Below are 26,458 nucleotides of genomic sequence, written 5' to 3'. Positions count from 1 at the left end.
TGTCCCGCCTTTCAGGTTGATAAACGCAGCTCTGCCACAAAATCGTAGGCATCGCCGTGATAGATGGATCGGGTGAGTTCGGCGACGCGCCCGCTTTCGAGGTATGAGGTACGCTGAATGCGTAACCCCGCTGTGCCCTCTGCAACATCAAGCAAGCGTGCCTCGGTGGCTTCAAGGTTGATGGCCGAGATCTTTTGGATAGCGCGCACCGGACGGTTCCCGGATCTTTCCAGGAAGGCATACAAGGACCCAGTGACTTCGGTCGGGTTGGGCAGGATATCCAGCGGCAAAGCTGCGCGCTCTAACGCCATTGGCCGTCCTCCGGCAGCGCGCAAACGATGAATTCGGGCGACCTGATCATTGGTCGATAGCCCTAGTGCCAACATCTCGTCCGGAGAAGGCAGAAACACCCCGCGCTCCAACCAGGTCGAGGTTGTTTCAAAACCACGTCGCTCCATATCCTCGGTAAACGAGGTCAGGTGAGACAATGATTGCTCAACCCGTGCAACGGGCTGACGCACGAATGAGCCTGAACCCTGCCTCTGTTCGATCGCGCCTTTGCGCACCAGTTCCTGAATCGCCTTTCGCACCGTGACGCGCGACAGATCCGTGAGCTCAGCGATCTCGCGTTCGGGTGGAAGTGAACTGTTCGGGGCTAGAATGCCCTCTTCTATCCCCTGCTCCAACCGATGGCGCAATTGCACATAACGCGGACCAGCGGTCTGACCCAGCCATCCTTCGGGTTTCAGGAAGTCAGCAACGCTCATGTTCGATCTCCTCATGAAACGCACGGGCCAGCGCGATTGCACCGGCCAATGGATCGCCCAGTGGTTCAGTCAGGTCCTGCTGCATGATCTTCGAGAGGTAAGGCGCGTATTGCGGACCGATCCCCCCGGTCAGACAAATCGATAGACCGGGCTTCCAGCCCATCGCCTCGATCTGATCCGCCAAATATCGTGCACCGGCCTCCATGATAGCGCGCGCAAGCGCATCCCCCTGCTCAGCGCTAAGCGTGACCACAGGGGCCAGCGCACCGAACTCGGTGGGCGTCATCATGGATGCAGCCCCTACAATCCCGGCGGCACCATCAAAGCGTGCCAAAAGACCATTCGCCATCTCGGAGGTCGGCGCGATGCCATCGACACAATCGAGAGTGCGCGCCAAAGCCTGTCGGCCAACCCATTGCGCCGAAGCTTGATCCCCTAATACCGGTCCCCAGCCACCGGCCAAGCGACTCTGACCATCTCTCTGTGACGCGAGAAACGACCCCGTACCACAATGCGCCACGAAACCATCTTTCGACCCAAGCGCACCCCGCAATGCGGAGGGCCTGTCATCTTCAATTCGGGCTCGTTCGAACGGCAGCCTCGCTGCGAGTCGCTCTGCCAGCGTTTTGCCAGTGATCCCAGCCAACCCCAAATAGGCCGACGTCCCTGCAATCTGTGCGCCATTTAATCCGGCTTGCTTGGCCAGATCCGCAATACCGCGATTCAGCTCGGCACAAGCTGCTTCGAAATCGGTCGAGACGTTCGCAGCCCCCACCTCAACTTGGCGAGCAAAGGAACCATCAGAAACAGCGATACGACAACGCGTACCACCGCCATCTACAGCGAGCACTATGGTATCAGCAAGACGACTCATGAAAATACCTTTATAATACCTATTGAAGATTTTGAAGACCCAATTGCGACCAAATTACAGAATTACGGCTAAAATTCTGAAACACATCGACACAAAAAGAAAATGGTAGACTAATGGTATCTAAAAGGTATGATATCCAGAACTGAGGGGAGAATCACGTGGCCACGCCAGTAACGGAACAACTGCACAAGGATGCGATCGGGCTAGACGCGCGCCCTTTGACCGAAGTTGCCGAGTTGCTGGCCCAATCTCAGTCTGAGGCCGCGACAACCCCGCTCACCTCGCTCACCCCCATTTGCACCGGAGCAAAAGCAATGGCGCAAACGATCCGCACGGGCGGGGTCTTGCATTATCTCGCGGCGGGGTCATCTGGCCTGATGGCCGCTTCGGATGCGCTGGAACTCGGCGGAACTTATTCAATACCTCCAAGCCAAATACGCATTCATATGGCAGGTGGTATGCCAACGGGTGTCGAGATGCCCGGAGATACGGAAGATGCGACCAGCACTCTTGCTCGTGATCTTGTGGATCTGTCCCCCAAAGACACTTTGATCACTGTTTCTGCCAGCGGTACGACGCCGTATACCGTTACCGCAGCCCAGATTGCGCGCGACAAGGGAGCCCCTATCGTCGGGATCGCGAATAACGGCGATACCGAACTGTTGCGACTGTCTGATCACCCCATTTTGCTTTCCACACCGCCCGAGCTGGTATCGGGTTCGACCCGCATGGGGGCAGGCACGGCACAAAAAATCGCGCTGAACATGCTGTCGACCCTGATGGCAATGGAGTTGGGGCATATTCAGGACGGCATGATGATCAATCTGCGCGCTGACAATGATAAGCTCCGCGCCCGCGCCAAAGGGATTGTTTGTCAACTGGCCGGCGTTGAACCCGAACAAGCCGAAACAGCATTGATGACGGCCAGCGGCAATCTGAAATGTGCCGCCTTGCTTGCAGCAGGGGTCCCAACACTGGGCGAGGCACAGGCCATGTTGCACGACGCAAATGATCACCTCCGCCCCGCCCTAGAGCGGATTAAGCAAAACCAAGAAACCATCAACCTGGGAGAAACCAAATGACACGCAACGTTCTGAGCCTTGCTCTGATGAGTACGGCGTTGGTCACAAGCGCCTATGCGCAGGAGGCCACCCTGACAATCGAAAGCTGGCGCAATGACGATCTGGCTCTGTGGCAGGAAAAAATCATTCCGGCTTTTGAAGCCGAGCACCCCGACATCAAAGTGATTTTCTCGCCCTCTGCCCCTGCGGAATACAACGCCGTTCTGAATTCAAAGCTTGAGGCCGGATCGGCTGGTGATCTGATCACCTGCCGTCCGTTTGATGCGTCGCTCGCGCTTTATGAAGACGGCCACCTGACGGATTTGTCCGATCTGGACGCTATGGGCAATTTCTCCGACGTCGCCAAATCTGCCTGGCAAACCGATGATGGATCGGCCAGCTTCTGCGTCCCGATGGCGTCGGTGATTCACGGCTTCATTTACAACAAGGATGCGTTCAACGAGCTGGGCATCGAAGTTCCTACCACCGAGGCTGAATTCTTTGCCGCCCTCGACAAGATCAAGGAAGACGGCACCTATATCCCGATGGCGATGGGCACCAATGATCAGTGGGAAGCCGCCACAATGGGTTATAACAACATCGGCCCGAACTACTGGAAAGGTGAAGAAGGCCGTCAGGCGCTGATCAAAGGCGAGCAAAAGCTGACCGATCCCCAGTGGGTTGCCCCATATGCGACGCTGGCCAAATGGGCGGACTATCTGGGCGACGGGTATGAAGCGCAAACCTATCCCGACAGCCAGAACCTGTTCACGCTGGGTCGTGCAGCGGTCTATCCAGCAGGCAGCTGGGAAATCTCGGGCTTCAACACGCAGGCCGATTTTGAAATGGGCGCCTTTAAGCCACCGGTCCAGAACGCGGGCGATACCTGCTATATTTCGGACCACACTGATATCGGCATCGGTATGAACGCCGCGAGCGAAAACCAAGAAGCTGCGCGCACCTTCCTGGCTTGGGTCGCAAGCCCCGAGTTTGCCAGCATATTCGGTAACGCCCTACCCGGTTTCTTCCCGCTATCCAGCACTCCGGTCGAGTTGGAAGATCCACTGGCCAAAGAAATCGTTGGCTGGCGCGAAGAGTGCGAAAGCACGATCCGTTCGACCTACCAAATCCTGTCGCGCGGCACGCCGAACCTCGAAAACGAGACTTGGGGTGCATCCGTTGCAGCCATCAAGGGTGCAGAGACACCCGAAGCGCTGGGTCAGCAACTGCAAGACGGTCTGGCCAGCTGGTACGCACCGCATCAGTAACACCTAGGCCACTCACACCGGACGCGGCCACCGCGTCGCGTCCGGACCTTTTTCCCCGGAGATTCCCATGCAGACCCGCCGCATACGCTGGCACATTGCCGTTTTCCTCGCCCCTGCGGTGCTGGTCTATACGGCGGTGATGATCTTCCCCTTGTTCAACACTCTGCGCCTCGCACTGTTCACCGAGGTTGATCAGACACGTATCTACGTGGGCCTGCAGAATTTCCGCACCTTGTTCTTCGATCCAATCTGGTCCGAGCAGTTCTGGAACGCTTTGGGCAACAACTTCTGGTTCTTCCTGATCCACATGCTGGTACAGAACCCCATCGGCATCGCTCTGGCGGCACTGCTATCGCATCCACGCCTGCGGTTTGCGGCGCTCTACCGGTCCGCGATTTTCATTCCGACCATTCTGAGCTTTGTCATCGTCGGTTTTGCGTGGAAACTAATCCTGTCCCCTCTCTGGGGCATCGCACCCTCTATGCTGGACGCCGTTGGCCTTAAGTCGCTGTTTGCACCTTGGCTAGGCAAAGAAGAATATGCCCTGACGACACTGGCACTTGTCTCGGTCTGGCAATTCGTCGGCATCCCGATGATGTTGATCTATGCCGCCCTGCTGTCGATCCCCGAAGAGATCCTTGAGGCCGGAGAAATAGACGGCATCACCGGAGCCTCGGCATTCTGGAAGATCAAACTGCCGTTGATCATTCCTTCAATCGGGATCATCTCAATCCTGACTTTTGTAGGCAATTTCAATGCCTTCGACCTGATCTACGTCTCACAGGGCGCGCTGGCGGGGCCGGATTTCTCAACCGATATCCTCGGCACCTTCATGTACCGCACCTTCTTTGGCTTCCAGCTGCAACTGGGCGACCCGCATATGGGCTCCGCCATCGCTGGCGCCATGTTTGCCATCATCCTCGTGGGTGTCTGTATCTACCTCTTCGGCATCCAGACCCGGATGCGCCGGTATCAGCTGTGAGGATCGCCGGATGAACAAAGCACGCCATAACCCGCTGAACACGGCCGCCATGCATGGGGCGCTGATCCTCTACACATTGATCGCCCTCTTCCCGGTCTTCGTGATCATCATCAACAGCTTCAAAACGCGCCGCTCGATTTTCCGCGAGCCACTCGCCCTGCCCGATGCCGAAAGCTTCTCGCTGATCGGTTATCAGACAGTGATGAAACAAGGGGATTTCTTCCTTTATTTCCAGAACTCGCTGATCGTAACCGTGGTATCGCTGGCTTTTGTTCTGTTGTTCGGCGCAATGGCTGCTTTTGCGCTGAGCGAGTACAAGTTCAAGGGCAATACCCTGATGGGCCTCTATCTGGCGCTTGGGATCATGATCCCGATCCGCATCGGCACCGTTGCAATACTTGAGATGATGGTCGCAACCGGGTTGGTGAACACCCTCTGGGCGCTGATCCTTGTCTATACCGCTCAAGGTCTGCCGCTGGCTGTGTTCATCCTGTCCGAGTTCATGCGGCAGGTTTCGGACGATCTGAAAAACGCAGGTCGCGTCGACGGGTTGTCAGAATACACGATCTTCTTCCGATTGGTCCTGCCTCTGGTACGCCCTGCTATGGCGACCGTGGCCGTGTTCAACATGATCCCGATCTGGAACGACCTCTGGTTCCCACTGATCCTCGCCCCAGCTGAGGAAACAAAAACACTGACACTGGGCAGCCAAGTCTTCATCGGCCAGTTCGTCACCGACTGGAACGCGGTTCTGTCGGCACTCAGCATGGCGATCCTGCCGGTGCTGGTGCTCTATGTCATCTTCTCACGCCAGTTAATCCGCGGCATCACTTCAGGAGCTGTCAAATGACCAAAGTTCTGATCGCTGGCCTCGGCAATATGGGGCTGAGCCACGCTTTGGCCCACCACACCCATCCGGACGCGCAGATTGTTGGGTTGGTGAACCGATCCGGTCGCGTCGACCATCCTGACCTGTCAGGCTATCCGGCTTATTCGGATTTTCAGGCAGCTCTGACTGAGACCAACCCGGATCTGGTAGTCGTCGCCACCTATTCTGACAGCCATGCTGATTACGCCTGCACTGCGATGGACGCCGGAGCGCATGTCTTCGTTGAAAAACCACTAGCGACGACTGTGGCTGATGCCAAACGCGTTGTGGCGAAAGCCATTGAAACCAAACGCAAACTGGTCATCGGCTACATCCTGCGCCATCACCCCTCATGGATGCGCCTGATTTCCGAGGCGCGCGACCTGGGCGGGCCGTACGTGTTCCGGCTGAATCTCAACCAACAAAGCAGCGGGGCCGAGTGGGAGACGCATAAGGCCCTGATGCAGACCACCTCGCCCATCGTCGATTGCGGTGTGCATTATGTCGACGTGATGTGCCAGATCACGGACTCAGCCCCCGTGCGCGTCCACGGCATGGGCCTGCGCCTGAGCGATGAGATAGCCGAAGGCATGTATAATTACGGCCAGTTTCAGGTGATCTTCGAGGATGGCTCCGTCGGTTGGTACGAAGCCGGTTGGGGCCCGATGATGTCTGAAACCGCATTCTTCGTGAAAGACATTGTCTCACCGAACGGTTCCGTCTCGATCACCGATGGCAACAAGGGTGCGTCGGCCGATATCGACGGCCACACCAAAGTCGGCGGCCTTCTGGTCCATCGCCCCGAAGGCGACCAGACAATCGACATGCCGGATGAACCTGGCCACCAGGAGCTCTGCGATGCCGAGCAAGCCTATATGCTGCGTGCGATCGCTCAAGACATCGACCTGACCCGCCACATGAACGACGCCGTGCAATCGCTGGTCATCTGTTTGGCTGCCGATAAAAGCATCCGCACCGGCCAACCTATTTCGCTGAAAGAGGCACAAAAATGACCGCCCTGACGCTAACGAACGTGAACAAGTCCTTCGGTACTGTCGAAGTCCTTAAGGATATCAACATCGAAGTCGAAGACGGAGAATTCGTCGTCTTCGTTGGACCTTCGGGCTGTGGCAAATCCACTCTTCTGCGCGTGATTGCGGGGCTCGAAGATGTGACCTCGGGCGAGGTTCGCATCGGCGGAGAACTTATGAACCTAACCCCGCCCTCCAAACGCGGCATCGCGATGGTGTTCCAAAGCTATGCGCTCTATCCCCACCTGAATGTGCGCAAGAACATGTCGCTGGCGCTGAAACAGGAAGGTCAGAGCAAGCAGGTCATCGAAGAACGGGTCACCAAGGCCAGCAAGATGCTGAACCTTGAGCCCTATATCGACCGTTACCCCTCGGAACTATCCGGCGGACAACGCCAACGCGTCGCTATCGGCCGCGCCATAGTGCGTGAACCCAAACTGTTTTTATTCGACGAGCCGCTTTCCAATTTGGACGCAGCCTTGCGCATGAACACGCGGCTGGAAATCGCAAACCTGCATCAGCAGCTTGATGCCTCGATGATCTACGTCACCCACGACCAAACAGAGGCGATGACCCTAGCGGATAAGATCGTCGTCCTACGCGACGGGCGCGTTGAGCAAGTCGGCAGCCCAATGGAGCTGTACAACAATCCCGCCAACCAGTTCGTCGCAGGTTTCCTCGGCGCGCCCTCGATGAATTTCTTCCCCGCCAGCGTGATCGGCGACAGCGCGGACACGACACTGGGTATACGCCCCGAAGACCTATACCTGACCGACGAGGGCCCCCTGACCGCGAACGTGACTCATGTCGAGCATCTGGGCGGAGACACCAACGTGATCGCGATGATGCAAGACCATCAGATCACCGCGCGCTTATTCGGCCAACATCAGGTTAATGCAGGTGAATCCGTACATTTCGGCTATGCTCAGGATCGAACCTATCGCTTCAACCCACAGGGCGCCCGTCTCACCTGACAATATCGGGTAACGATTTTAGGATTTTGGTGCGGTCGAGATGTATTGAAAACTTAAACACGCCTGTTTCCGGACACCTCAAAAACCAGAAGAATAATCTTAAAACAATATAATGAGGCTTCCAGTAGTCTCTACATGGATCACTGTGTCTCACAGTAAATGGTGGACCTTGGGGTGGACCAATTCTAGCAGTCAACAAGCTGTCATCTTTGCAAGTGAAGAACACTCAAACCGGCTGGTACCTGGATGGCGAGAACCTCTGGCTGCCAAAAAGGATGGCGATGCTGGCAAGTAGTTGCTTCGGGTTCATGTCTACAGGCGTCGCAGAGAGATGGGTTTGGGCGCTCTGTCAGCCATAACTCTGAAGATTCACGCCAAGAAGCAGAGAAATGGCGACCCATAACCCGTCAAGGCAAAGACCCGATCAAAGAACAAGAACGGATACGCCGGGAAGCTGCTTAGACCGATCACGCTTTGACCGTGGTCGCGAAAGAAACCTTCAGGAAATTAGAGAGAGGCGAATACGCCAGATCTCGCATCAGATCAGATCTCGAGAAGAAGCTTACGGGATCTTTCTCCGAGTTGTTGCTGCCGGGTAGGCACTGAGATCGGACAAAGTAGACCAAAAGCACAAAGGTTGAACGTCTGATGAACGAGCGCGCGGATCTATTTCAACCAGCAAAATGAAAAACTCAGGGCGTTCTAATGTATTTTTTACACCAACAGCCTGATCTTAATTATCATCCATATATGCAGTTTTTCAACCGATATTCGCCGCTCGACCCTCCGACATTTCTGCCATTTCGACGGCCTTGTCTATCAAGAACAACGCCTCCATCTTGGTTTTGGCTTTAAGCATAACTTCTTCGCTAACTTGGAAGCCAATTGGCCGACCTGAAGTGGTGTCACCGGAAATTTCTTTCAATGCCTCCGGAAGCGGAGCACCCAACTGGTCCACACTCAAATCAATTTGATTGTCATAGATCATCAAGAATACGCCATTTCCCCAATAGGTCGCTACTTTGCGCCCTTGCTGATTGGCTGTCAAAAGCGCGGTACCAGCTAAAGTCATGGCACTACGGAATTCACTGACCGTGCTCGTCTCATAGATTTGTTCGGCGCCTATGCATTTCACCGCCACAAGCTTTGCAGCCATGGAGTGCATCGTTGAAAGCTGAATTACGTAGTTCTCAAATTCAGCTAACCCAATGCAACCGGGCAAATCTCCGAAACACTGCGGATCACTTAAGCGAACGTCCGGACTATTACCAAAACACAACTCAGATTCCGCTTCAGCTTCCAGCACTTCGATTGCGGCTCTGCGTTCCGCTGCCATTCTATAGGCGTCAGACAACCTCTGCTTCAGATCCGAGAACTCAAAAGGCTTTGTAACGTAGTCCGTTGCCCCAACTCCGAATGCTTCGTCGATGTACTCTTTTTGCACCATGGCGGTCACCATGATAATGGGCGTGTACGTGTATTCTGGTAATTTTCGCACTTCTTCGCAAAGAGTTATGCCGTTCATTTGCGGCATCTGCACATCAAGCAATAAGCAGTCGAACGCTTCATTTGGTCTCGACAGTATTTCAAGGGCCTCCCGACCACTTCTGGCGGTAACGACATCTTTGTACCCGAACGATTCAAGAACTTTATCTAGCAACTCCAGGATGCTAGGATCGTCGTCTACAGCAAGTATACGCATAACTTTTCACCAACCTCTTACACCACTCCAACCGTTGGGCATTGCAGACTTTAAGGCAACGGCTAGCTGGCGCATAAAACACTCAAGGATTACTCATCCTCTCTTATTTTCTTTTACGAAGGTGGCAAAACGGTGACATTAGGCAGACTTCCTTATGTCTGCACATTTTTTTCAATCTGTACAAATTTCTCAGCCCGAGGACGCAATTAGAAAAGTAACTCCCTCCAAATTTGGATGTCATCTTGATGGCTGCTTCTATCAGCAGTCAGGGCTGCCTTGAATTTTCATCAGACACCGAGACGGCACTTGATCCAGCGTAAGTTCTAATAGGTAATTTCCAATCGAAAGAGCAAAAAAAACTTTTTTTTCAAAATGTTGCTGCACACGCAGAAATGAATGAAGTCTACGGGTGAAAAGAAAAGTTAAAAAAATCTTGCGTAATTGATCTGTCAGCGAACTCAACCATTGGGAGAGAGGAGATTTGGACACACCCATTCATCAATTCGGTTAACTACCGCATAGGTTGGTGGACTTGCCGAGCTGAATCTTGTCATAAGTGCGTCAATAATATGAGCAAAATATGGACCGTCCACTCAGGTTTAAGCAGACATACTCGGTCCCGGAGGGATTTCCGGAACTGACACCCGCTAACGCCACTTCAAGCGCTCCGAGTAAATCGGCGCGAATAGAAGTTTTCGCGGTTAGAAGTAGCCAGCCAATGCCACGTAGTGACGTTGGCAATATTCGCGCGACTACGCTTAGCTTTCGCAATATTCACGAGTATGGCCCACTGCTGGCAAAATACCTCGAAACCAGAAAGTCAATTTTCATAGATCAGCTAAAGTGGCAAGTCGGCGAAGCTGACGGGATGGAATTCGACCAATACGACACGCCAGCCTGTCGATGGGTTGTGTTGCACGAGTTTGGTGAAATTTTGGCAGGTGTGCGACTTCTGCCCACGACCGCACAATGCGGGGTATACAGTTATATGCTGCGCGACGCACAAAGAGGTATCCTTAAAGATATCCCATCTGACGTTCTGTTTGTTGAAGCCCCGGTAAAGCAATCTGTCTGGGAAGCATCCCGTTTCTTCGTGACAAAAGATGTAGCTTCATCACGCAGGCAGCAGGTTCAACAAGAGTTGTTTCACCAGATGACTACTGTCGCGATGGAAGGTGGTGCATCCAGCATACTGGGCATCGTTCCTTCAGTCTGGGCACGGTGGTCACGGCGACTGGGTATCAATGCCTCACCTGTCGGCGCAAAGTTCTCTATCGATGGCACCGTCAGTCAGTCAGTTTTGTTCAACATCTACAAGTAAATTGAACAACCCCGCCGCTGGATCGTCTATTGTACTTTATAACGCCCGACGCTGACTTCATCGCGACTAGGCTTTATTTTCAGGCTATTGGAAAACCGTGGCTATTGTGCATGTTAGCAGCGTTACCAGAATTGATGCCTAAATTCCCAATCGCATTTCAATTCCGTTGTTTTGAGATCGTGAATTGTTCTTAGACGCGAACATATTGCCGAATAAATATCATCAAAAAAGCGCCACGGCCGCTCAAAACAAAAAACAGGCAACTCGTCGCTGAGGCCGTTTGCGCCAAACAAAGGTCAAGAAAAAACCCCTTTCTACGAAGAATTTCTCAATTTTTGCCGCGGTTTCGACCCACTCACCTCATAGGTTCAACCCGTTATGAGGATATCGACGGTTCACCAGTTATGAGACATTCCACATTTGGCAGTGATCGGTTCCAAAGAAATTTAGAGCATCGAGCACAAAGAAAGACCGCACTTACTGTTCTGGCGGTTGATGATGATCCTGACATTTTGAGGTTGCTCCAGTCAGCGCTTCCTGAACTCGAAAACTGCAATGTGGCTGCTGCCAGTTCAGCTGATGAAGCGCTTGGGATGATAGAAGCAGCAGAATCCCCGTTCGACTGTCTGCTTGTTGACATTCAGATGCCTGGAACCTCAGGGATAGAGTTGCTTTCAAAAATCCGAAACCTGCCGGAAAATCTGGAAACACCTGTCATAATGCTGACTGCACTGGATGACAGGCAGAACATCGAGAAGGCATTTTTAGAAGGCGCGTTTGATTATGTAACTAAACCCTTCGACTTCTTTGAATTGCGCAGCCGTATGAACGCTGCTCACCTTCTGATGATGGAGAGAAAGAAAACCCAATCCTCATCGGCGTCGATAGAAAATCTTCGCAGTGAATTGGATTTCAACCAGAAATTCAATTTCAAGGATCCTTTGTCTATCGACGAGCAGGAACAATGCTTGGGGTATGTCGAATTCGACAACTATGTCGAGCAGCTTTCACGGAGGCGTCGATTTGACACCTGGGTCACCGCAATCAAATATCGTGATGCCGAGTATCACTTTGATCTGGGGAATTTTGGTGATTTTCGGCGATCTGTTTCCGACATCGGGTCCTGCATTGAAAGAACAACACAGGCTGCTGGAGGAATCTATTCCTATCGCGGGAGTGGCACATTTCTAGTTGTTACACATGGGCGGGAACGCACCCAGAATATTCCGACCGAAGCTTTCCTAAACCAAGAACTAGGGACTGTTCTCAGCAACCGCTGCGCATCTGTCCATCTTAAAGTGGTGAAAGGTACACCGGTATCGCTTCGTTCTTTTACAAAGGTTGGAGCATTTGCCTCTTTGGACATGGCTATCAAAAAAGTGAATCATCGTGAGGCCAATCTCAGAAAGGGCCTGGTTACAACCTCTTCCACATTTTCAGAGCCCACTCCGCATCGCAAAGAAATAGTCAACGATAGATTGTTTGATGTAGTCTTGCGTGAGCTGTACGGCGATAACACTTACCTCACTCGCCGGCAGTAAGCTAATTCTATCGCCAGACCTGACGTCGATCAAAGGTCAGGTACTGGAGTTTAGATATCAACTTTATTCGCGAACCCGTTCGGCATTGAGGATGAGTGGGCCACTGGTACGCATGGTGAAGGTCAAAACTGGTTCCGGCATTTCAGACTCAGTAATCGAAAAATTTATTCGACGGAGCACCGAAGCCATAAGTACCATGATTTCAGTTTCAGCGTACTGAGCACCTATGCAGATTCTGGGGCCATCTCCAAATGGAATGTACTGGCCTCGAGGCAGTGTAGACCCCAAGAACCGTTCCGGTCGATAGTGGTCAGGAGCATCCCATAGTTTTTCGTTTCTGTGCAAAGAGTAAACTGGGAAGAACAGCGCGTCACCATTTGCAATCTTTACCCCTTTGATTTCAAGATCGGCAGATGCGTCTCTAGCAAAGAACGCGGCTGAAGGGTAAAGCCGCAGCGTTTCTTTTACATGGGCGCGCAGGAGTGGCATTGCCTCCAGGTCAGAAAACTCCATTGGACCATTTGGGCGAACCGACCGAATTTCTTGTCTAACCCTAGCTTGCATATCTTGGTGCAACGCCAGCAGATAATACCCCCAGGCCAGAGCGTTGGCGGAAGTTTCATGACCAGCGACGACAAAGGTTAAAAGGTTGTCAACGGTTGTCGCTTCATCCTCGAAATCTGTTTTTAACGCCTCAATCATGAAATCGAGGAAATCCTGTGGCTCGCTGCGGCACTCGGAGCGACGCTGATCAATAACCTGTCTGGCAAGGTTCCGCATATTAGTGACCGGGGCTAGGCTGCGTAGCCAATTCTTGCGCGGCACCCACTTTGGCAAACCCATTAAATCGAAAAGAGACAAATCAGAAATGTACTCAAAATACTTGATCAGCCCCACGCGTATTTGCTCTGAACTGACTTTCTTGTTACCCGAAAAAATCACCCTAGAAATATTCGTCAACGTTGATGCAGGCGCAATTTGTGCAACATCTACGGGGCCTTCGTGTTCCGCCAATGAATCTGCAATCTCGACACCAGTCTCTGCAAAATGCCGAGCCAGAACCGGGAGGTTCCTGGCGGCGAATAGTGGAGAATACCTACGCCGCTGCTGACGCCATTTTTCCCCTTCAGAGAGTATCAAACCGTTGCCTACAGCCGATCCAATAATGTCTTTAGTGAACTTGGCTTTGGGAAACGAACGGCCCTGCCCGACAAGTAACTCGGTTATTATTTCAGGATCGCAGATATAGTGTATGTTCAAAGGCCCACGAACATAAGTTTCACGCAGAGTTTCGGCCGGGATGACTTCAAACATGTTTCGACCAGCGGACCTTGCAAACTGAAGCAGTGTCACCGGCTTTTTCGCAAGCCTAGCCGAAACAGGAGCGACAGCGCCCTGCCCCAACTTCGTAAATTCAACTGCAGTCAAACCCCAACCCTTTTAGATTTTCTCCGTCTTTCTGGCACATTAAGATAAAAAAAAATGTACTTAGCAACGAGATCGTCAAATTTGGCCGCCCCACACTGCATTTGCGCAACAAAAATTTTTTAACCTCTCACACCAGAATCTTGCGTGAAAAGCCAACAATCCCAGTGGCCTTCAAAGGATTAGCGCCAAACTGTGAACCCAATTCAGACCAACTAAGTCCTCATTGTGCCGCTAATGGTACTGTCCAAGCGCTAAAAACGAAGACATCTAGATGACAGCCATTGACGCCAATCTGCCGAACCGGGACTCCGGTGAAACGGAAAACCGGCTTCTGCAAAACATCATAGATTATACTGCCATGAGCTTTGCGCTTCTGTGGCAGCGGCAGGCTATTTATCTGGCCACGACCATTTTAACTGCGTTCTTCTTCGATCCCATTAACGCCATGCTGTTCTATGGGACAATCCTCATTTGCGAAGCGCAAGATTTATTGCTGGCCAAACGCGTACCGCGCTTAAAGCCAGATCAGCACAAAGCAATCAGTATGATGGTTGTTTGGATTCTGTTGAACACGATCCTCAGCGCGGCTGCAATCTGCCTGTATGCTGTTTCAGTTGCTTTCGCACAGCCCGCCGGTGGTCACTTTACTCCAATGTTCTTCTTGTTTGCTGCGGCGTTGTTTGCAGCAATGAACAACCATCAGTTTCTGTGGGCAATGATTATCCGTCTGACCATGTACGGCGTATCGTTCATGTTGATTGTCGTCAAGGATATCTGGATCGAACGCCCCGAGCTTTCATCTGAACTCTGGCTGCACTTCTTCACCGTTATCTTTGTAATGTATTTTCTGATTGACTGTTCGATGGTGTTTCTGAAGCTCTACCGCAGGAATTTGGAACAACTCGAAAAGCTCAAAGCAGAGCACGAAAGAACAAAAGCGGCCTACATTGCGAAAACTCAGTTCATATCGACAGTTAGCCATGAACTGCGTACGCCTCTCACTTCGATCAAGGGATCACTTGACCTAATCAACACAGGCGCATTGGGTGAAGCTCCAGAATCAATGCAAAGCCTCATTCATTTAGCAGGTAAAAATTGCGAACGGCTCGCATCCCTAATCAATGATGTGCTGGACATTCAAAAAATGGAAGCGGGCGAGATGAACTACCGTGAAGGAACTGTTGATGTACATGCGCTGATTCAGGAAGCGATCGCCTGTAACATGGGATATACCAGTGCTCACAACGTAGAAATTGTAGAAGACTTAAGGGGAAACAATGATCTGTACGTTAAAGGTGATCCCTCCCGCCTGCTTCAGGTGTTGGCCAACATTATCTCCAACGCAGCTAAATTCTCCCTTGATGGAGGCGAGATAACCGTCGGATGCGAGAAAGTCGGCGAGAATATTCGCCTCTTCGTCAAAGACCATGGCATCGGGATACCTGAGGGGAGCCATGACAAAGTTTTCGATCGATTTTCCCAGATAGACTCCTCCGATGAACGTCACGCAGGTGGTACAGGGCTCGGGATGCACATTTCAAAGGAAATTGTTGAGCATTTTGGCGGAACAATAGACTACAGAAGCAAACTTGGTGAAGGCACAGAGTTTTTCATTAAATTGCCTGCGATAAGCGGACATGAAGTAGCTTCCACCGGAGAAGAGCACACCTCACTACCCTGCGCCACGCAACCGGAGCAACGATAACGAATTCCTGCCAAGCAATTTCGATGGCACATCACTTTACATCTCTGAAGCAATCCCGTGATTCAGTGGCGGATTTTCGGTGGTGAAGTTATCCCTATGATCACAAGACCTCGTGGCACACTCGAGATCGTCAGTGGTAAAATGAAGGAGTCTGCGTATTGCCAAAGCAACTCCAAAAAGAAAATGCTGTCCCGATCATACGATCGAAACAGCACACTCGTTACCAAATACACTTCCGAAGATGCAGTAGATTTACAACTTTCGGCAAATAGGCCTACTACTTGCAGGCCGCGATATTACTACGAACATCATAAGGGATGAGCAGTCCAAGCACCGAGAAATTCTCGTGTTTTGTTCGTTTTAGTTGTTCTAACTGATGTAAACCGGAAACAAAAAAGCCAATGACCGCCGGACTGTCAACATATTCAGCTTCTTCATCGATTGGGCGCACTCTATTTGAACTAATTCACTCAAGTTTTGACACCCAACTCAGATTGTATGGTCGTCACAGTTCTTAAGCCCGTATTGCACGTTTATCTCAATATTCGCGGCTAATCAGCCTTCACAAGTGCGGCAGCTAATTTCGTTGACACACTCATACAGCCTTTTTACCAGCAGTGGAGAATCATCCTCGATAAACAGTAATTGGTGGAAGCCATATATGCACTTGATCGGTTGTCGGGCACTCTACTCGACGATCGGAGGCATCAGCGCACGCGTGCAGAAGCAGCGAAAGCGACTACGTTGCGCTGATGCGCCAAATCACAAGCATTTAGGTGGACCAAGATCGTTCTCGCCAACATAATAAATTGAAATTACATAACGAGATGAATTATGTGGTGCGGTCGAGAAGACTCGAACTTCCACGGGTGTTACCCCACAGCGACCTCAACGCTGCGCGTCTACCAATTCCGCCACGACCGCACTGCCAATGACTTGGTAGAGGGGCGTATAGACGTTGCGCCACGCGATGTGAAGAGGCAAAAACACAGCCGATTGAATTCGCGCGCTTTAGCAATATCTAAACGCGACACAATGCAATCTGGAGCAGCCCATGTCCTCGCCCGATCCCCGCCCTACCGTGCAGATTGATGTCGTCTCGGATGTGGTCTGTCCGTGGTGTATCGTAGGTTTTCGTCAACTCGATGCCGCGCTGAAGCAAGAGAATGTGCTGGCCCGGTTGCGCTGGCATCCGTTCGAATTGAACCCCGGCATGGGACCCGAGGGGCAGAACCTGCGAGAGCATATTGCCGAAAAATATGGCTCGACACCCGAACAAAGCCAGCAGGCGCGCGAGCGGTTGACCGCTTTAGGGGCTGAACTTGGATTTACCTTCAATTTCACCGATGACAGTAGAATTGTGAACACCTTTGCCGCGCATCAACTGCTTGATTGGGCGGAAACGCAGGGACGTCAGCATCCGCTTAAACTGGCCTTGTTCGACGCCTATTTCACCATGCAGCAGGATGTCTCTGACGCCGACGTGTTATTGGGTGCCGTCGAAACGGCGGGGCTTGACCCGAATGCGGCACGCGCGGCGCTTGAGTCGGGTGCACACGCCCAGTCGGTGCGTGAGAAACAACAATTCTGGACCAGCCGAGGCATTTCGGGCGTGCCTTCGATGGTATTTGGCGGGAAATATCTGCTGACTGGTGCGCAAGGCGCCGACACCTATGCGCAGGTGTTGCAGCGTTGTTTGGCCGAGGCCGCCTGACCCCTTCCCCCTGCCCCGCAGACGGTCTAAGGAACGAGCATGGAATGGAAATCCACCGATGGGCTGATCGACTACGACGAAGCCACTGCCTTTATGGAGGCGCGCGTTGCCGCGATTGCGGCAGGTGAAGCCGATGAATGCATCTGGCTGTTGGAACATCCACCGCTCTATACCGCTGGGACTTCCGCCAAGCGTGAAGATCTGACCGATCCGGATCGCTTTCCGGTCTATGAGAGCAAGCGCGGCGGTCAGTACACCTATCACGGCCCCGGTCAGCGCGTCGTTTACGTCATGCTGGACGTGGGTAAACGCGGCCGTGATGTTCGCCGCTTTGTGCAGCAGCTTGAGGCCTGGGTGATCGCCGCCCTGGCAGAATTCAATGTCACGGGTGAACTAAGAGAAGGCCGCGTGGGCGTCTGGGTGCAACGACAGGACAAGCCGCTAACGACAGCGGGACAGACCGCCGAGGATAAAATTGCAGCCATCGGAATACGCCTGAGGAAGTGGGTTAGTTTCCACGGAATATCAATCAATGTTGAACCAGATCTGTCTCATTTCGGTGGGATTGTACCTTGCGGCATACAGGAACACGGTGTGACATCTTTGGTCGACCTCGGGCTTCCCGTAACGATGGGTGACGTCGACGTGGCACTAAAAAAGACCTTTGATGATGTGTTCGCCTCCGAAGGCGTTTGAAAACTAGGTGATTCCACGTACTCGGAACGATCCGGAAACATTACCCAAACAACAATGCTGAATTTCGATGCGTTCTGTTTCGAAAATCATAGTGGCTTGTCCTTCAAATCGCCCCAATTCGCCTCAAATTCAGGGATTCTTCACATCCACTCCTTACAAACGCCATTTGACCACGTAGTATGTAATCACCGTTCATGAGTGAGTGGTGTGTTAACCGGTGATCGCAGGGCTGCCCAGCGAAATCCGAGAAGTGTTTGGTTACGAGTCTGCCGTTCCGACCCCATAATCGGAACGGCAATTCTCGTTTTAGGGCCTGGGTATTTTGTAAATCCCTTGCCTTTGCGGCCTTTCGTGCAGCTTATCGACCCCACGTGCCAGCGGAACTTTCTTGGAATTCAACCCAATGCTGCGCGGATTTTGTCAGCGTGTTCGGCAATCAGATCAAAATCACCCATCTTGCCCGGTGGACGCATCGATACGCCTTCATAACGGGGCAGGACATGGAAATGTAGATGAAACACCTCCTGCCCGCCCGCAGCTTCGTTGAACTGCTGAACAGTTACACCATCAGCTTCAAACGCGGCCTTCACGGCCTGTGCTATTTTCTGAACCGTTGCTATCACTGCCGCAAGTTCCACGGACGACGCGTCCAGCATGTTGCGGCACGGTGATTTTGGGATGACCAACACATGCCCATCAGAGCGTGGCATGATGTCCATCAAGGCGACTGTTTCATCATCTTCATAAACTCGGTTCGACGGGATTTCCCCACGTAAGATCTTGGCAAAGACGTTTTCGGGATCATATTCAGTCATCACGGGCCTCCGGTATTGCGCTTCTTTGCTGTTCTGTGCCGCCCCCCGATGCGGGTCAAGCGGGATTCCCCCATCACCACTTGAATTCGCGGACTGGCCCCCCAAATCGCTAGTATCAGAGGTTGAAATGCTGGGCTGCATGGGCTGCCCGCGACAATTAATCTTGATCCAGATCAAACTCGGCCATTGAAGGTCGCCCCCTTGCAATCTAAAACCAGCAGGAATCCCGCGCGTTGGAGAGGTCCGACTGCGCGGTGTAGTTGCAACAGGAGGCACCTAATGGCAGACGCAGCCATTCATGGTCACGAGCATGAAGACCAGCGTGGGTTCTTTACCCGTTGGTTCATGTCGACCAACCACAAGGATATCGGGATTCTGTACCTGATCGTATCGGCGCTCGCCGGTTTGATTTCGGTTCTGATGACTGTCTACATGCGGCTCGAACTGATGCACCCCGGTGTTCAGTACATGTGCCTCGAAGGTTTCATGGCCGAACCATGTACCCCCAACGGACACCTGTGGAACGTCATGATCACCTATCACGGTGTCCTGATGATGTTCTTCGTGGTTATCCCGGCCCTCTTCGGCGGATTTGGCAACTATTTTATGCCGTTGCAGATCGGTGCGCCGGATATGGCGTTCCCGCGGATGAACAACCTGTCCTTCTGGCTGTACGTCGCCGGGACCTCGCTGGGCGTCGCCTCGCTGCTGAGCCCCGGTGGTAACGATCAGCTTGGTTCGGGCGTCGGCTGGGTTCTGTATCCACCGCTGTCCACGACCGAGGGCGGCATGTCCATGGACCTTGCGATCTTTGCTGTGCACGTATCGGGCGCCTCCTCGATCCTCGGCGCGATCAACATGATCACCACCTTCCTGAACATGCGTGCCCCGGGCATGACCCTGTTCAAGGTGCCGCTGTTCAGCTGGTCGATCTTTGTCACCGCGTGGCTGATTCTGCTGTCGCTGCCGGTTCTGGCGGGCGCGATCACCATGCTGCTGATGGACCGCAACTTCGGCTTCACCTTCTTTGATCCGGCCGGTGGCGGCGATCCGATCCTGTATCAGCACATTCTGTGGTTCTTTGGCCACCCCGAAGTGTATATCGTGATCCTGCCGGGCTTTGGCCTTATCAGCCACGTGATCGCGACCTTCGCGCGCAAGCCGATCTTCGGCTATCTGCCGATGGTCTGGGCGATCATCGCAATCGGTGTTCTGGGCTTCGTCGTGTGGGCGCACCACATGTACACCGTTGGCATGTCGCTGCGTCAGCAAGCCTACTTCATGCTGGCCACGATGGTCATCGCGGTTCCGACCGGCGTTAAGGTCTTCTCATGGATTGCGACCATGTGGGGCGGCTCGATCGAGTTCAAAACCCCGATGCTGTTCGCCTTCGGCTTCCTGTTCCTGTTCACCGTTGGCGGTGTGACCGGCGTTGTGCTGTCGCAGGCCGGCGTGGACCGTGCCTATCACGACACCTATTACGTCGTGGCGCACTTCCACTATGTGATGAGCTTGGGTGCAGTCTTCGCGATCTTCGCTGGCGTATACTTCTACTTCTCGAAGATGACAGGCCGTCAGTATTCCGAGTTCTGGGGCAAAGTTCATTTCTGGCTGTTCTTCATCGGCGCCAACCTGACCTTCTTCCCGCAGCACTTCCTGGGTCGTCAGGGCATGCCACGTCGCTACATCGACTATCCCGAAGCGTTCGCGCAGTGGAACTTTGTTTCGTCGATTGGTGCATTCATCTCGTTCGCTTCGTTCCTGCTGTTCTTTGGCATCGTGATCTACGCCCTGCTGCGCGGCGCGAAAGAGACGCGGCCGAACCCGTGGAACGAATACGCAGATACGCTGGAATGGACCTTGCCAACGCCGCCGCCTGAACACACGTTCGAGCAGCTGCCGAAGCAGGAGGATTGGGATAAAGGCCACGCGCACTGATCCCGACCTGAATGACAAGAAAACCCCGCCCATTTAGGCGGGGTTTTTTGTTCCTGCCTGACCTGTGTAAGCGGGGCAGTCGCCAGAACAGCAAAAATAGAGTATTCTGGTCCGGGCAAAATACCCGGCCAACCGAAAGGGGTTTACGATGCCCGAGATCGACTTTTGGTTCTCAATTGGTAGCACCTACAGCTTCCTGACGATCAAACGCCTGGACGATTGGAGTGCCGAACACGATGCCACTGTGAACTGGCGGCCGTTCAATGTGCGGACCGTGATGTCAGAACAGCAGAACATCCCCTTCGCTGGCAAACCGATCAAATCCGCTTACATGTGGCGGGATATAGAGCGCCGGGCGGCCAAGTATCATATTCACGCCAACTTGCCAGCGCCCTACCCAATTTCGGACCTCGCATTGGCCAATCAGGTTGCCCTACTGGGAATGACCGAAGGCTGGGGAAAGACGTATACACAATCGCTCTATAGTCTCTGGTTTGAAGACGGCATAGAAGCCGGGTCCGAGACAGCCATCACCGAAGCCCTGCATCGTTGTCAGCAGGACCCCCGCCTAGCCCTCGCACGTGCGCGCAGTCCGGACATTGTGCAATCTCTCGAAAACGAGACCAACACTGCCATCCAACTGGGTGTGTTTGGCGCACCCAGCTTTGTCGTGCGCGGCGAGGTGTTTTGGGGTGATGACCGGCTGGACGACGCGTTGTCGTGGGTGCGTGTTGGACACGTTGTGTGACAGATTGCACTTCGCCTCAGGCAGTTGCTGCGCTAGGTTTCAACCATGCCTTATCGATGGACCAAGAATTCAGATACAGAGCAGGAGTTGCGCCTCTGGCCGCATAACTCCTTACCACCGCGTGGCGCGATGGGGGTTGTTCTCGCTGTCTTTCTGTTCGGCCTGATTCCGCTGTTTGCGGTGCTGGGATCTGTTCTACTGTGGGGCTTGCTGCCCTTCTTGTTGCTGACCGTACTAGGTCTCTGGCTGGCATTTGAGATGAACTATCGCGCACGCAGCGTGTTCGAGGTTCTCACGTTGGATAAAACGCAGGTGCGCCTCGTGCACCGCAATCCACGCAAAGACGATCTGGAATGGTCCTGCAATCGATATTGGGCGCGCCCCGAATTGCACGCGAGCGGTGGTCCGGTGCCCCATTACGTGACACTGGTCGGAGACGGCCGGGAGGTCGAAATTGGTGCATTCCTCACTGAAGAGGAACGGATCGCGCTGTTCGATGACTTAACCCGGAAACTGCGCGATTCTGCTTGATTAACCGCCGTTTGATGCGGCGCAAAGGTGATCTTTGACCATTGGCCCGACCTTGCCGAAATCCATCTGACCGGTATAGCGCGTTTTCAATTCGCCCATCACCTTGCCCATATCGCGGATTGACCCCGCGCCGGTGGCCGTGATGGCCGTCTGAATAGCTTTGCTGACCTCGTCATCATCCAGCTGCTTGGGCAGGAATTCCTCGATCACTTCGACTTCGCGCAGCTCACGCTCGGCCAAATCCAGGCGCCCACCCTCTTCATAGGCGCGCGCGCTTTCCTTGCGCTGCTTGGTCATTTTTCCAAGGATCTCAAGCACCTCGGCATCGCCACAGCCTTTGGCCTCTTCATTTACGGATGCGCGCGAAGCAATGTCACGATCCTTGATCGCGGCATTGATCAGGCGCAGCGTCGATAGGCGCTCGGCTTCTTTGTCTTTCATTGCTTGCTTCAGGGCGGCATTCACCCGTGATCGCATATCCATATGGTCTGTCCATCCCCATGGCAAAGGAACCTCGACCATATCGAAACAAAAAGGCGGGCACAACAGGGGCGATACTTTCCTAAGTTATTGATTTTATACAATAGCCTAAAATTTGAACAGGCTTGACCCGACGCGCTAACCCCCTTAGGTATGCGTCCGTTTACCTTGCAGGAGAGTCGCGCCATGGCCCAGAACGCCCCGTCCAAGCCCACCGCATGTCTGGCATTGGCCAATGGAACGCTGTTCTACGGTATTGGCTTTGGCGCCACCGGCCAGACGGTGGCCGAACTGTGCTTCAACACCGCCATGACCGGCTATCAGGAAATCATGACAGACCCCTCCTACGCGGGCCAGATCGTGACATTTACCTTCCCGCATATCGGTAATGTTGGCGTGAACCCGGAGGATGACGAAACTGGCGATCCAGTTGCCGCGGGTATGGTGGTCAAATGGGACCCGACCAAGCCTTCAAACTGGCGCTCTGCCGAAGAGCTAAAAGCATGGCTGGCCCGTCGCGGCCGCATTGCAATTGGGGGCGTCGACACCCGCCGCCTGACCCGCGCTATCCGTCAGCAAGGTGCACCGCATGTAGCGCTGGCGCATGACCCCGAAGGTAACTTCGACATCGAAGCTTTGATCGCGGCTGCACGCGGGTTTGCCGGACTCGAGGGCATGGATCTGGCTAAGGACGTTACCTGCGCACAAAGCTATCGTTGGGATGAGATGCGTTGGGCCTGGCCTGACGGCTACCAGCGACAGGAAGCTCCGTCACATAAGGTGGTCGCTATCGACTATGGTGCCAAGCGAAACATCCTACGCTGCCTGGCATCGGCAGGCTGTGACGTGACCGTATTGCCTGCGACCGCGACAGCAGCGGATGTTCTTGCCCATAAGCCCGACGGTGTCTTTCTGTCCAACGGCCCGGGCGACCCGGCGGCCACTGGTGAATACGCCGTGCCGATGATCAAAGAAGTGTTGGAAACCACTAACCTGCCGGTCTTTGGCATCTGCCTTGGCCATCAGATGCTCGCGCTGGCTTTGGGCGGGCAGACCGTCAAGATGAACCACGGCCACCACGGCGCGAACCATCCCGTCAAGGATATGGAAACCGGCAAGGTCGAAATCACCTCGATGAACCACGGCTTTGCCGTAGATGCTCAATCCCTGCCCGATGGCGTGATCGAGACGCATCGTTCACTGTTTGACGGCTCAAACTGCGGCATCCGCATGACGGGTCGTCCAGTCTATTCGGTGCAACATCACCCCGAAGCCTCACCCGGACCACAAGACAGTTTCTACCTGTTCGAACGCTTCGCTGCTGCAATGGCCGATCAAAAAACACAGGCCTAAGAGCGATTTAGTTGAGTTAACTCGGCGTTAACCCTGATTGAGCAACCCTGCCGTCTGTGAAGCGCGGCAGGGTATTCTTATGGTTGAACTGAATCTGAAACGCCAGATACCGGCGGAACCGGTTCCCGGCCCCCATTCACGCAAACCTCTTGGGGCCTGCCTGCGGGATCAAGGGGTGATATCAGAGGCTCAGCTCCAACAGGCGTTGCATTTACAAACCCGCCAGAATGCCCCGTTGGGGGAAATCCTTGTTGGTGAAGATTGGGCCAGTCGAGCCGAAGTTCTCTCTGCCTTGTCCGAACAAACAGGCTTGCAAATTGCCGATCTGGAACAAACTCCGCCTCCCGAAGAGCTTTGCGCGCTGAAACCATTGGAGTTTTGGCTAACCCACAACGTTCTGCCTTGGATGCGAGTTGGACCAATTCTGCTGATTGCAACGGCGCGGCCTGACCGGTTCGATACGGTTTCAACTGCGTTAAGTGAAACAGGCTATACGATCGTCCCGGTTCTAGCCGGGGCCGAACAGATTGATACCGCCATAGCGCGCCGTTTTGCCGCCGATCTGACGGAGGCGGCCGAAACGCGCGTCGATTCGCAACAAAGCTGTCGCAACTGGTCGGCAACGGCTCGGGCCAGACCTATCACGTTGGTCGTTCTGCTAATCATTTTATGCAGCTTATTCCCAATGCTGGGTCTCACCGCTCTACTTTGGACAACGCTTGCGACTTTGGCGTTGTTCCTCTTCCTTCGTGTCTCGGGGCTGATTGCCCATTTGACACTTCGAAACCCTCGTCTTGTCACAGCAGATCCGATCCGCCTGCCCTGTGTGTCGATACTGGTGCCGCTTTTTAAAGAAAAAGAAATCGCAGAAATCCTGATCGCCCGTCTGCGACGGTTGACTTACCCAAAGGCGCTGCTCGATATCATATTGGTGCTTGAAGAGCAGGATAGCGTCACCAAAGCCGCACTGAATAACATCGAGCTTCCCAGCTGGGTACGGGTACTTGAGGTGCCGAACCGGGGTAAACTAACGACCAAGCCTCGTGCGATGAACTATGCGTTGGATTTCTGCCGCGGGGATATATTGGGTGTCTGGGATGCCGAAGACGCCCCGATGCCAGATCAGATCGAATCCGTTGTCCGGCATTTTGCGGCCGCGCCCGAAGATGTTGTCTGCCTGCAAGGCGTTCTGGACTATTATAACCCGCGCACCAACTGGCGGTCACGGTGCTTTACCATCGAATACAGCGGTTGGTTTCGGGTGATTCTCAGCGGCATCGCCCGATTGGGCCTTGTGGTTCCGCTGGGTGGCACCACATTCTTTTTTCGTCGAGACAAGCTGGTCGAGCTGGGCGGATGGGATGCCCATAATGTTACTGAAGACGCAGATTTGGGCGTTCGTCTCTGTCGGGCTGGCTACAAGACTGAAATCGTCAGCACCGCCACCTTTGAAGAGGCTAATTTTCGGGCCTGGCCCTGGGTCAAACAGCGCTCGCGTTGGCTGAAGGGATTCATGGTTACATATCTGGTCCATATGCGCGCGCCGTTAAGGTTGCTGCGCGATCTGGGACCGCTCCGTTTTCTGGGCTTTCAGGCCTTTTTTCTTGGAACGCTCGGGCAGTTTCTACTTGCCCCGGTGTTATGGGTATTCTGGCTGACCTTTCTCGATCTGCCGCACCCCTATCAGCACATCACAACACCTGATTTTCTGCGAAACTGCATTTACTTATTGCTCGCTGCAGAGGCTGCAAATCTTTTGGTTGGCATGCTGGGCGTCATCGCGGGCAACAGGCGCTTTCTGCTGCCCTGGGTTCCGATGATGGTCCTCTATTTTCCACTGGGTGTTCTGGCGGCCTATAAGGGCTTATGGGAACTAGCGGTACGGCCATTCTTCTGGGACAAAACCCAGCACGGTCATGCGGTCGAGGAAAGCGAGGCTGTTATTTCTCGCGCCGGATCGCATCCTGTTTCAGCCGGGTCATGAACGCGACCGAGATATGGTCCTGCAGGGCTTGTTGGGCCCCTGCCTCATCACGGGCAGCAATCGCATCAACGATGTTTTTGTGCTCATTCTGCGCGATTTCACCGCGCCCCTCGGCCGCAAGGGATGTGGTTGCCATCAACGCCATGGTCCTGTGCACCAGATCAAGCTGTTGCACTAGATAGCGATTGTGCGAGGCCAGATGGATCTGCTCGTGAAACCTGCGGTTGGCACGCGATAGCGCAGAAGGGTCATTCACCAGCGCATCATCGGCATCTACCATATCTTGAAGGACCCGGATTTCTTCTTCGGTTGCATGCTTGGCCGCCAGCCTTGCGGCGAGCCCCTCCAATTCACGTCGCACGACATATAGTTCTGCCATCTGGTTGTGGTCCAGCGACGCCACGATCAGAGACCGCCCGTCCCGTTCCAGCAGCGATTGCGTCTCTAACCGCTGCAACGCTTCGCGGATCGGTGTACGCGAAACGCCAAAACGCTCGGCCAGCTCGCTTTCCACCAACCGGTCGCCCGGCTTGTAGACGCCCACATCGATTGCTTCGAGTATCAGGCTATAGGCATCCGTATTGGACTGTTTGGATTGGGGCATCGGCTATTATGTCTCCTGGTTCGGACATGTCTAGCCGCCTCACGCCCTGGCAATCAAGTGCGGCATTGAAAAC

Annotated in this window: 23 protein-coding genes and 1 tRNA gene; 16 read left to right on the top strand and 8 right to left on the bottom strand. The window is 53.7% G+C overall.

Annotated elements, in window-relative coordinates; genetic code table 11:
• Positions 1–11: 11 nt before the first annotated feature.
• Both ACR0KN_RS01260 and ACR0KN_RS01255 read right to left on the bottom strand, forming a co-directional pair.
• Positions 12–767, bottom strand: coding sequence for a GntR family transcriptional regulator (locus ACR0KN_RS01260; RefSeq protein WP_170469405.1), 756 nt, complete (start codon positions 765–767; stop codon positions 12–14).
• On the bottom strand, positions 754–1,641 hold the full coding sequence (locus ACR0KN_RS01255; protein WP_480650798.1) for a glucosamine kinase nucleotide-binding domain-containing protein: 888 nt from the start codon (positions 1,639–1,641) through the stop codon (positions 754–756). Before ACR0KN_RS01255 ends, ACR0KN_RS01260 begins: the two co-directional genes overlap by 14 nt.
• A 158-nt stretch (positions 1,642–1,799) precedes the next feature.
• Between ACR0KN_RS01255 and ACR0KN_RS01250 the strand changes: the two genes are divergently transcribed.
• The 6 genes from ACR0KN_RS01250 to ACR0KN_RS01225 all read left to right on the top strand — a co-directional run bounded on the left by ACR0KN_RS01250 (position 1,800) and on the right by ACR0KN_RS01225 (position 7,825).
• On the top strand, positions 1,800–2,723 hold the full coding sequence (locus tag ACR0KN_RS01250; RefSeq protein ID WP_480650796.1) for an N-acetylmuramic acid 6-phosphate etherase: 924 nt from the start codon (positions 1,800–1,802) through the stop codon (positions 2,721–2,723).
• Complete coding sequence (locus tag ACR0KN_RS01245; protein ID WP_170770439.1) at positions 2,720–3,970, top strand: ABC transporter substrate-binding protein; 1,251 nt, start codon at positions 2,720–2,722, stop codon at positions 3,968–3,970. The genes ACR0KN_RS01250 and ACR0KN_RS01245 overlap by 4 nt, the downstream gene beginning before the upstream one ends.
• A 67-nt stretch (positions 3,971–4,037) precedes the next feature.
• Positions 4,038–4,952, top strand: coding sequence for a carbohydrate ABC transporter permease (locus tag ACR0KN_RS01240; RefSeq protein WP_039534942.1), 915 nt, complete (start codon positions 4,038–4,040; stop codon positions 4,950–4,952).
• Positions 4,953–4,962: 10 nt separating this feature from the next.
• Entirely contained in the window at positions 4,963–5,802 is an 840-nt protein-coding gene (locus tag ACR0KN_RS01235) for a carbohydrate ABC transporter permease (protein ID WP_170393445.1), read from the top strand.
• Positions 5,799–6,833 (top strand): Gfo/Idh/MocA family protein, encoded by a 1,035-nt coding sequence (locus ACR0KN_RS01230; protein ID WP_480650794.1) that lies wholly within the window; start codon positions 5,799–5,801, stop codon positions 6,831–6,833. The genes ACR0KN_RS01235 and ACR0KN_RS01230 overlap by 4 nt, the downstream gene beginning before the upstream one ends.
• A complete protein-coding gene (locus ACR0KN_RS01225; protein WP_480650792.1) occupies positions 6,830–7,825 on the top strand; it encodes an ABC transporter ATP-binding protein in 996 nt (331 codons plus the stop codon). The genes ACR0KN_RS01230 and ACR0KN_RS01225 overlap by 4 nt, the downstream gene beginning before the upstream one ends.
• 760 nt (positions 7,826–8,585) lie before the next feature.
• Here the strand turns inward: ACR0KN_RS01225 and ACR0KN_RS01220 are convergent.
• Positions 8,586–9,527: a response regulator gene (locus ACR0KN_RS01220; RefSeq protein WP_170539086.1), complete on the bottom strand. Its 942-nt coding sequence runs from the start codon at positions 9,525–9,527 to the stop codon at positions 8,586–8,588.
• Positions 9,528–10,245: 718 nt separating this feature from the next.
• Between ACR0KN_RS01220 and ACR0KN_RS01215 the strand changes: the two genes are divergently transcribed.
• Positions 10,246–10,848 (top strand): acyl-homoserine-lactone synthase, encoded by a 603-nt coding sequence (locus tag ACR0KN_RS01215; protein ID WP_170469386.1) that lies wholly within the window; start codon positions 10,246–10,248, stop codon positions 10,846–10,848.
• A 404-nt stretch (positions 10,849–11,252) separates the two neighbouring features.
• Complete coding sequence (locus ACR0KN_RS01210; RefSeq protein WP_480650789.1) at positions 11,253–12,389, top strand: response regulator; 1,137 nt, start codon at positions 11,253–11,255, stop codon at positions 12,387–12,389.
• 63 nt (positions 12,390–12,452) lie between these two features.
• On the opposite strand, the gene ACR0KN_RS01205 is transcribed toward ACR0KN_RS01210, so the two are convergent.
• On the bottom strand, positions 12,453–13,703 hold the full coding sequence (locus ACR0KN_RS01205) for a cytochrome P450 (protein WP_480650787.1): 1,251 nt from the start codon (positions 13,701–13,703) through the stop codon (positions 12,453–12,455).
• A 385-nt stretch (positions 13,704–14,088) separates the two neighbouring features.
• Between ACR0KN_RS01205 and ACR0KN_RS01200 the strand changes: the two genes are divergently transcribed.
• Positions 14,089–15,522: a sensor histidine kinase gene (locus ACR0KN_RS01200; protein ID WP_480650785.1), complete on the top strand. Its 1,434-nt coding sequence runs from the start codon at positions 14,089–14,091 to the stop codon at positions 15,520–15,522.
• Between the two features lie 837 nt (positions 15,523–16,359).
• Here ACR0KN_RS01200 and ACR0KN_RS01195 read toward each other — a convergent pair.
• Positions 16,360–16,446 (bottom strand) — tRNA-Leu (locus tag ACR0KN_RS01195).
• A 130-nt stretch (positions 16,447–16,576) separates the two neighbouring features.
• Between ACR0KN_RS01195 and ACR0KN_RS01190 the strand changes: the two genes are divergently transcribed.
• Positions 16,577–17,236, top strand: coding sequence for a DsbA family oxidoreductase (locus ACR0KN_RS01190; RefSeq protein ID WP_480650783.1), 660 nt, complete (start codon positions 16,577–16,579; stop codon positions 17,234–17,236).
• A gap of 39 nt (positions 17,237–17,275) precedes the next feature.
• Positions 17,276–17,932 carry a lipoyl(octanoyl) transferase LipB gene (gene lipB, locus ACR0KN_RS01185; RefSeq protein WP_480650781.1) on the top strand — a complete coding sequence of 219 codons (657 nt, stop codon included), beginning with the start codon at positions 17,276–17,278 and terminating at the stop codon, positions 17,930–17,932.
• 395 nt (positions 17,933–18,327) lie between these two features.
• Here the strand turns inward: lipB and ACR0KN_RS01180 are convergent, their stop codons facing one another.
• Positions 18,328–18,747: an HIT family protein gene (locus tag ACR0KN_RS01180; protein ID WP_480650779.1), complete on the bottom strand. Its 420-nt coding sequence runs from the start codon at positions 18,745–18,747 to the stop codon at positions 18,328–18,330.
• Positions 18,748–19,026: 279 nt separating this feature from the next.
• Between ACR0KN_RS01180 and ctaD the strand changes: the two genes are divergently transcribed.
• From ctaD to ACR0KN_RS01165, 3 genes are all read left to right on the top strand, one after another.
• A complete protein-coding gene (ctaD, locus tag ACR0KN_RS01175; protein ID WP_480650777.1) occupies positions 19,027–20,685 on the top strand; it encodes a cytochrome c oxidase subunit I in 1,659 nt (552 codons plus the stop codon).
• 148 nt (positions 20,686–20,833) lie between these two features.
• Positions 20,834–21,433 (top strand): DsbA family protein, encoded by a 600-nt coding sequence (locus tag ACR0KN_RS01170; protein ID WP_480650775.1) that lies wholly within the window; start codon positions 20,834–20,836, stop codon positions 21,431–21,433.
• A gap of 45 nt (positions 21,434–21,478) precedes the next feature.
• Positions 21,479–21,964: a DUF2244 domain-containing protein gene (locus ACR0KN_RS01165; RefSeq protein ID WP_480650773.1), complete on the top strand. Its 486-nt coding sequence runs from the start codon at positions 21,479–21,481 to the stop codon at positions 21,962–21,964.
• Here the strand turns inward: ACR0KN_RS01165 and ACR0KN_RS01160 are convergent, their stop codons facing one another.
• Positions 21,965–22,447 (bottom strand): GatB/YqeY domain-containing protein, encoded by a 483-nt coding sequence (locus ACR0KN_RS01160; RefSeq protein ID WP_170539063.1) that lies wholly within the window; start codon positions 22,445–22,447, stop codon positions 21,965–21,967.
• Positions 22,448–22,630: 183 nt separating this feature from the next.
• Between ACR0KN_RS01160 and carA the strand changes: the two genes are divergently transcribed.
• Together carA and ACR0KN_RS01150 are read left to right on the top strand one after the other, a co-directional pair.
• Positions 22,631–23,797 (top strand): glutamine-hydrolyzing carbamoyl-phosphate synthase small subunit, encoded by a 1,167-nt coding sequence (gene carA / locus ACR0KN_RS01155; protein WP_480650771.1) that lies wholly within the window; start codon positions 22,631–22,633, stop codon positions 23,795–23,797.
• A 79-nt stretch (positions 23,798–23,876) separates the two neighbouring features.
• The gene (locus ACR0KN_RS01150) at positions 23,877–25,781 is read left to right on the top strand and encodes a glycosyltransferase family 2 protein (RefSeq protein ID WP_480650769.1); all 1,905 of its coding nucleotides are present in this window, start codon (positions 23,877–23,879) and stop codon (positions 25,779–25,781) included.
• Here the strand turns inward: ACR0KN_RS01150 and ACR0KN_RS01145 are convergent.
• Positions 25,738–26,385, bottom strand: a complete 648-nt coding sequence (locus tag ACR0KN_RS01145) for a GntR family transcriptional regulator (RefSeq protein ID WP_170469329.1) — start codon at positions 26,383–26,385, stop codon at positions 25,738–25,740. The genes ACR0KN_RS01150 and ACR0KN_RS01145 overlap by 44 nt on opposite strands.
• Between the last annotated feature and the right edge of the window lie 73 nt (positions 26,386–26,458).

It is taken from the genome of Ruegeria sp. AP7, assembly GCF_056539905.1.
The sequence above is the reverse complement of the archived record's forward strand: the minus strand, read 5'-3'. Positions and strand labels throughout refer to the sequence as shown.

Excerpts from the sequence above, each read along its gene's own strand:
- ACR0KN_RS01145 (WP_170469329.1), bottom strand. The coding sequence starts at position 26,385 with ATGCCCCAATCCAAACAGTCCAATACGGATGCCTATAGCCTGATACTC.
- ACR0KN_RS01230 (WP_480650794.1), top strand. The coding sequence starts at position 5,799 with ATGACCAAAGTTCTGATCGCTGGCCTCGGCAATATGGGGCTGAGCCAC.
- ACR0KN_RS01235 (WP_170393445.1), top strand. The coding sequence starts at position 4,963 with ATGAACAAAGCACGCCATAACCCGCTGAACACGGCCGCCATGCATGGG.
- ACR0KN_RS01170 (WP_480650775.1), top strand. The coding sequence starts at position 20,834 with ATGCCCGAGATCGACTTTTGGTTCTCAATTGGTAGCACCTACAGCTTC.
- lipB (WP_480650781.1), top strand. The coding sequence starts at position 17,276 with ATGGAATGGAAATCCACCGATGGGCTGATCGACTACGACGAAGCCACT.
- ACR0KN_RS01215 (WP_170469386.1), top strand. The coding sequence starts at position 10,246 with ATGCCACGTAGTGACGTTGGCAATATTCGCGCGACTACGCTTAGCTTT.
- ACR0KN_RS01210 (WP_480650789.1), top strand. The coding sequence starts at position 11,253 with ATGAGACATTCCACATTTGGCAGTGATCGGTTCCAAAGAAATTTAGAG.
- ACR0KN_RS01225 (WP_480650792.1), top strand. The coding sequence starts at position 6,830 with ATGACCGCCCTGACGCTAACGAACGTGAACAAGTCCTTCGGTACTGTC.
- ACR0KN_RS01240 (WP_039534942.1), top strand. The coding sequence starts at position 4,038 with ATGCAGACCCGCCGCATACGCTGGCACATTGCCGTTTTCCTCGCCCCT.
- ACR0KN_RS01255 (WP_480650798.1), bottom strand. The coding sequence starts at position 1,641 with ATGAGTCGTCTTGCTGATACCATAGTGCTCGCTGTAGATGGCGGTGGT.
- ACR0KN_RS01245 (WP_170770439.1), top strand. The coding sequence starts at position 2,720 with ATGACACGCAACGTTCTGAGCCTTGCTCTGATGAGTACGGCGTTGGTC.
- ACR0KN_RS01165 (WP_480650773.1), top strand. The coding sequence starts at position 21,479 with ATGCCTTATCGATGGACCAAGAATTCAGATACAGAGCAGGAGTTGCGC.
- ACR0KN_RS01260 (WP_170469405.1), bottom strand. The coding sequence starts at position 767 with ATGAGCGTTGCTGACTTCCTGAAACCCGAAGGATGGCTGGGTCAGACC.
- ACR0KN_RS01200 (WP_480650785.1), top strand. The coding sequence starts at position 14,089 with ATGACAGCCATTGACGCCAATCTGCCGAACCGGGACTCCGGTGAAACG.
- ACR0KN_RS01220 (WP_170539086.1), bottom strand. The coding sequence starts at position 9,527 with ATGCGTATACTTGCTGTAGACGACGATCCTAGCATCCTGGAGTTGCTA.
- ACR0KN_RS01150 (WP_480650769.1), top strand. The coding sequence starts at position 23,877 with ATGGTTGAACTGAATCTGAAACGCCAGATACCGGCGGAACCGGTTCCC.
- ACR0KN_RS01160 (WP_170539063.1), bottom strand. The coding sequence starts at position 22,447 with ATGGATATGCGATCACGGGTGAATGCCGCCCTGAAGCAAGCAATGAAA.
- ACR0KN_RS01190 (WP_480650783.1), top strand. The coding sequence starts at position 16,577 with ATGTCCTCGCCCGATCCCCGCCCTACCGTGCAGATTGATGTCGTCTCG.
- ctaD (WP_480650777.1), top strand. The coding sequence starts at position 19,027 with ATGGCAGACGCAGCCATTCATGGTCACGAGCATGAAGACCAGCGTGGG.
- ACR0KN_RS01205 (WP_480650787.1), bottom strand. The coding sequence starts at position 13,703 with ATGTTTGAAGTCATCCCGGCCGAAACTCTGCGTGAAACTTATGTTCGT.
- carA (WP_480650771.1), top strand. The coding sequence starts at position 22,631 with ATGGCCCAGAACGCCCCGTCCAAGCCCACCGCATGTCTGGCATTGGCC.
- ACR0KN_RS01180 (WP_480650779.1), bottom strand. The coding sequence starts at position 18,747 with ATGACTGAATATGATCCCGAAAACGTCTTTGCCAAGATCTTACGTGGG.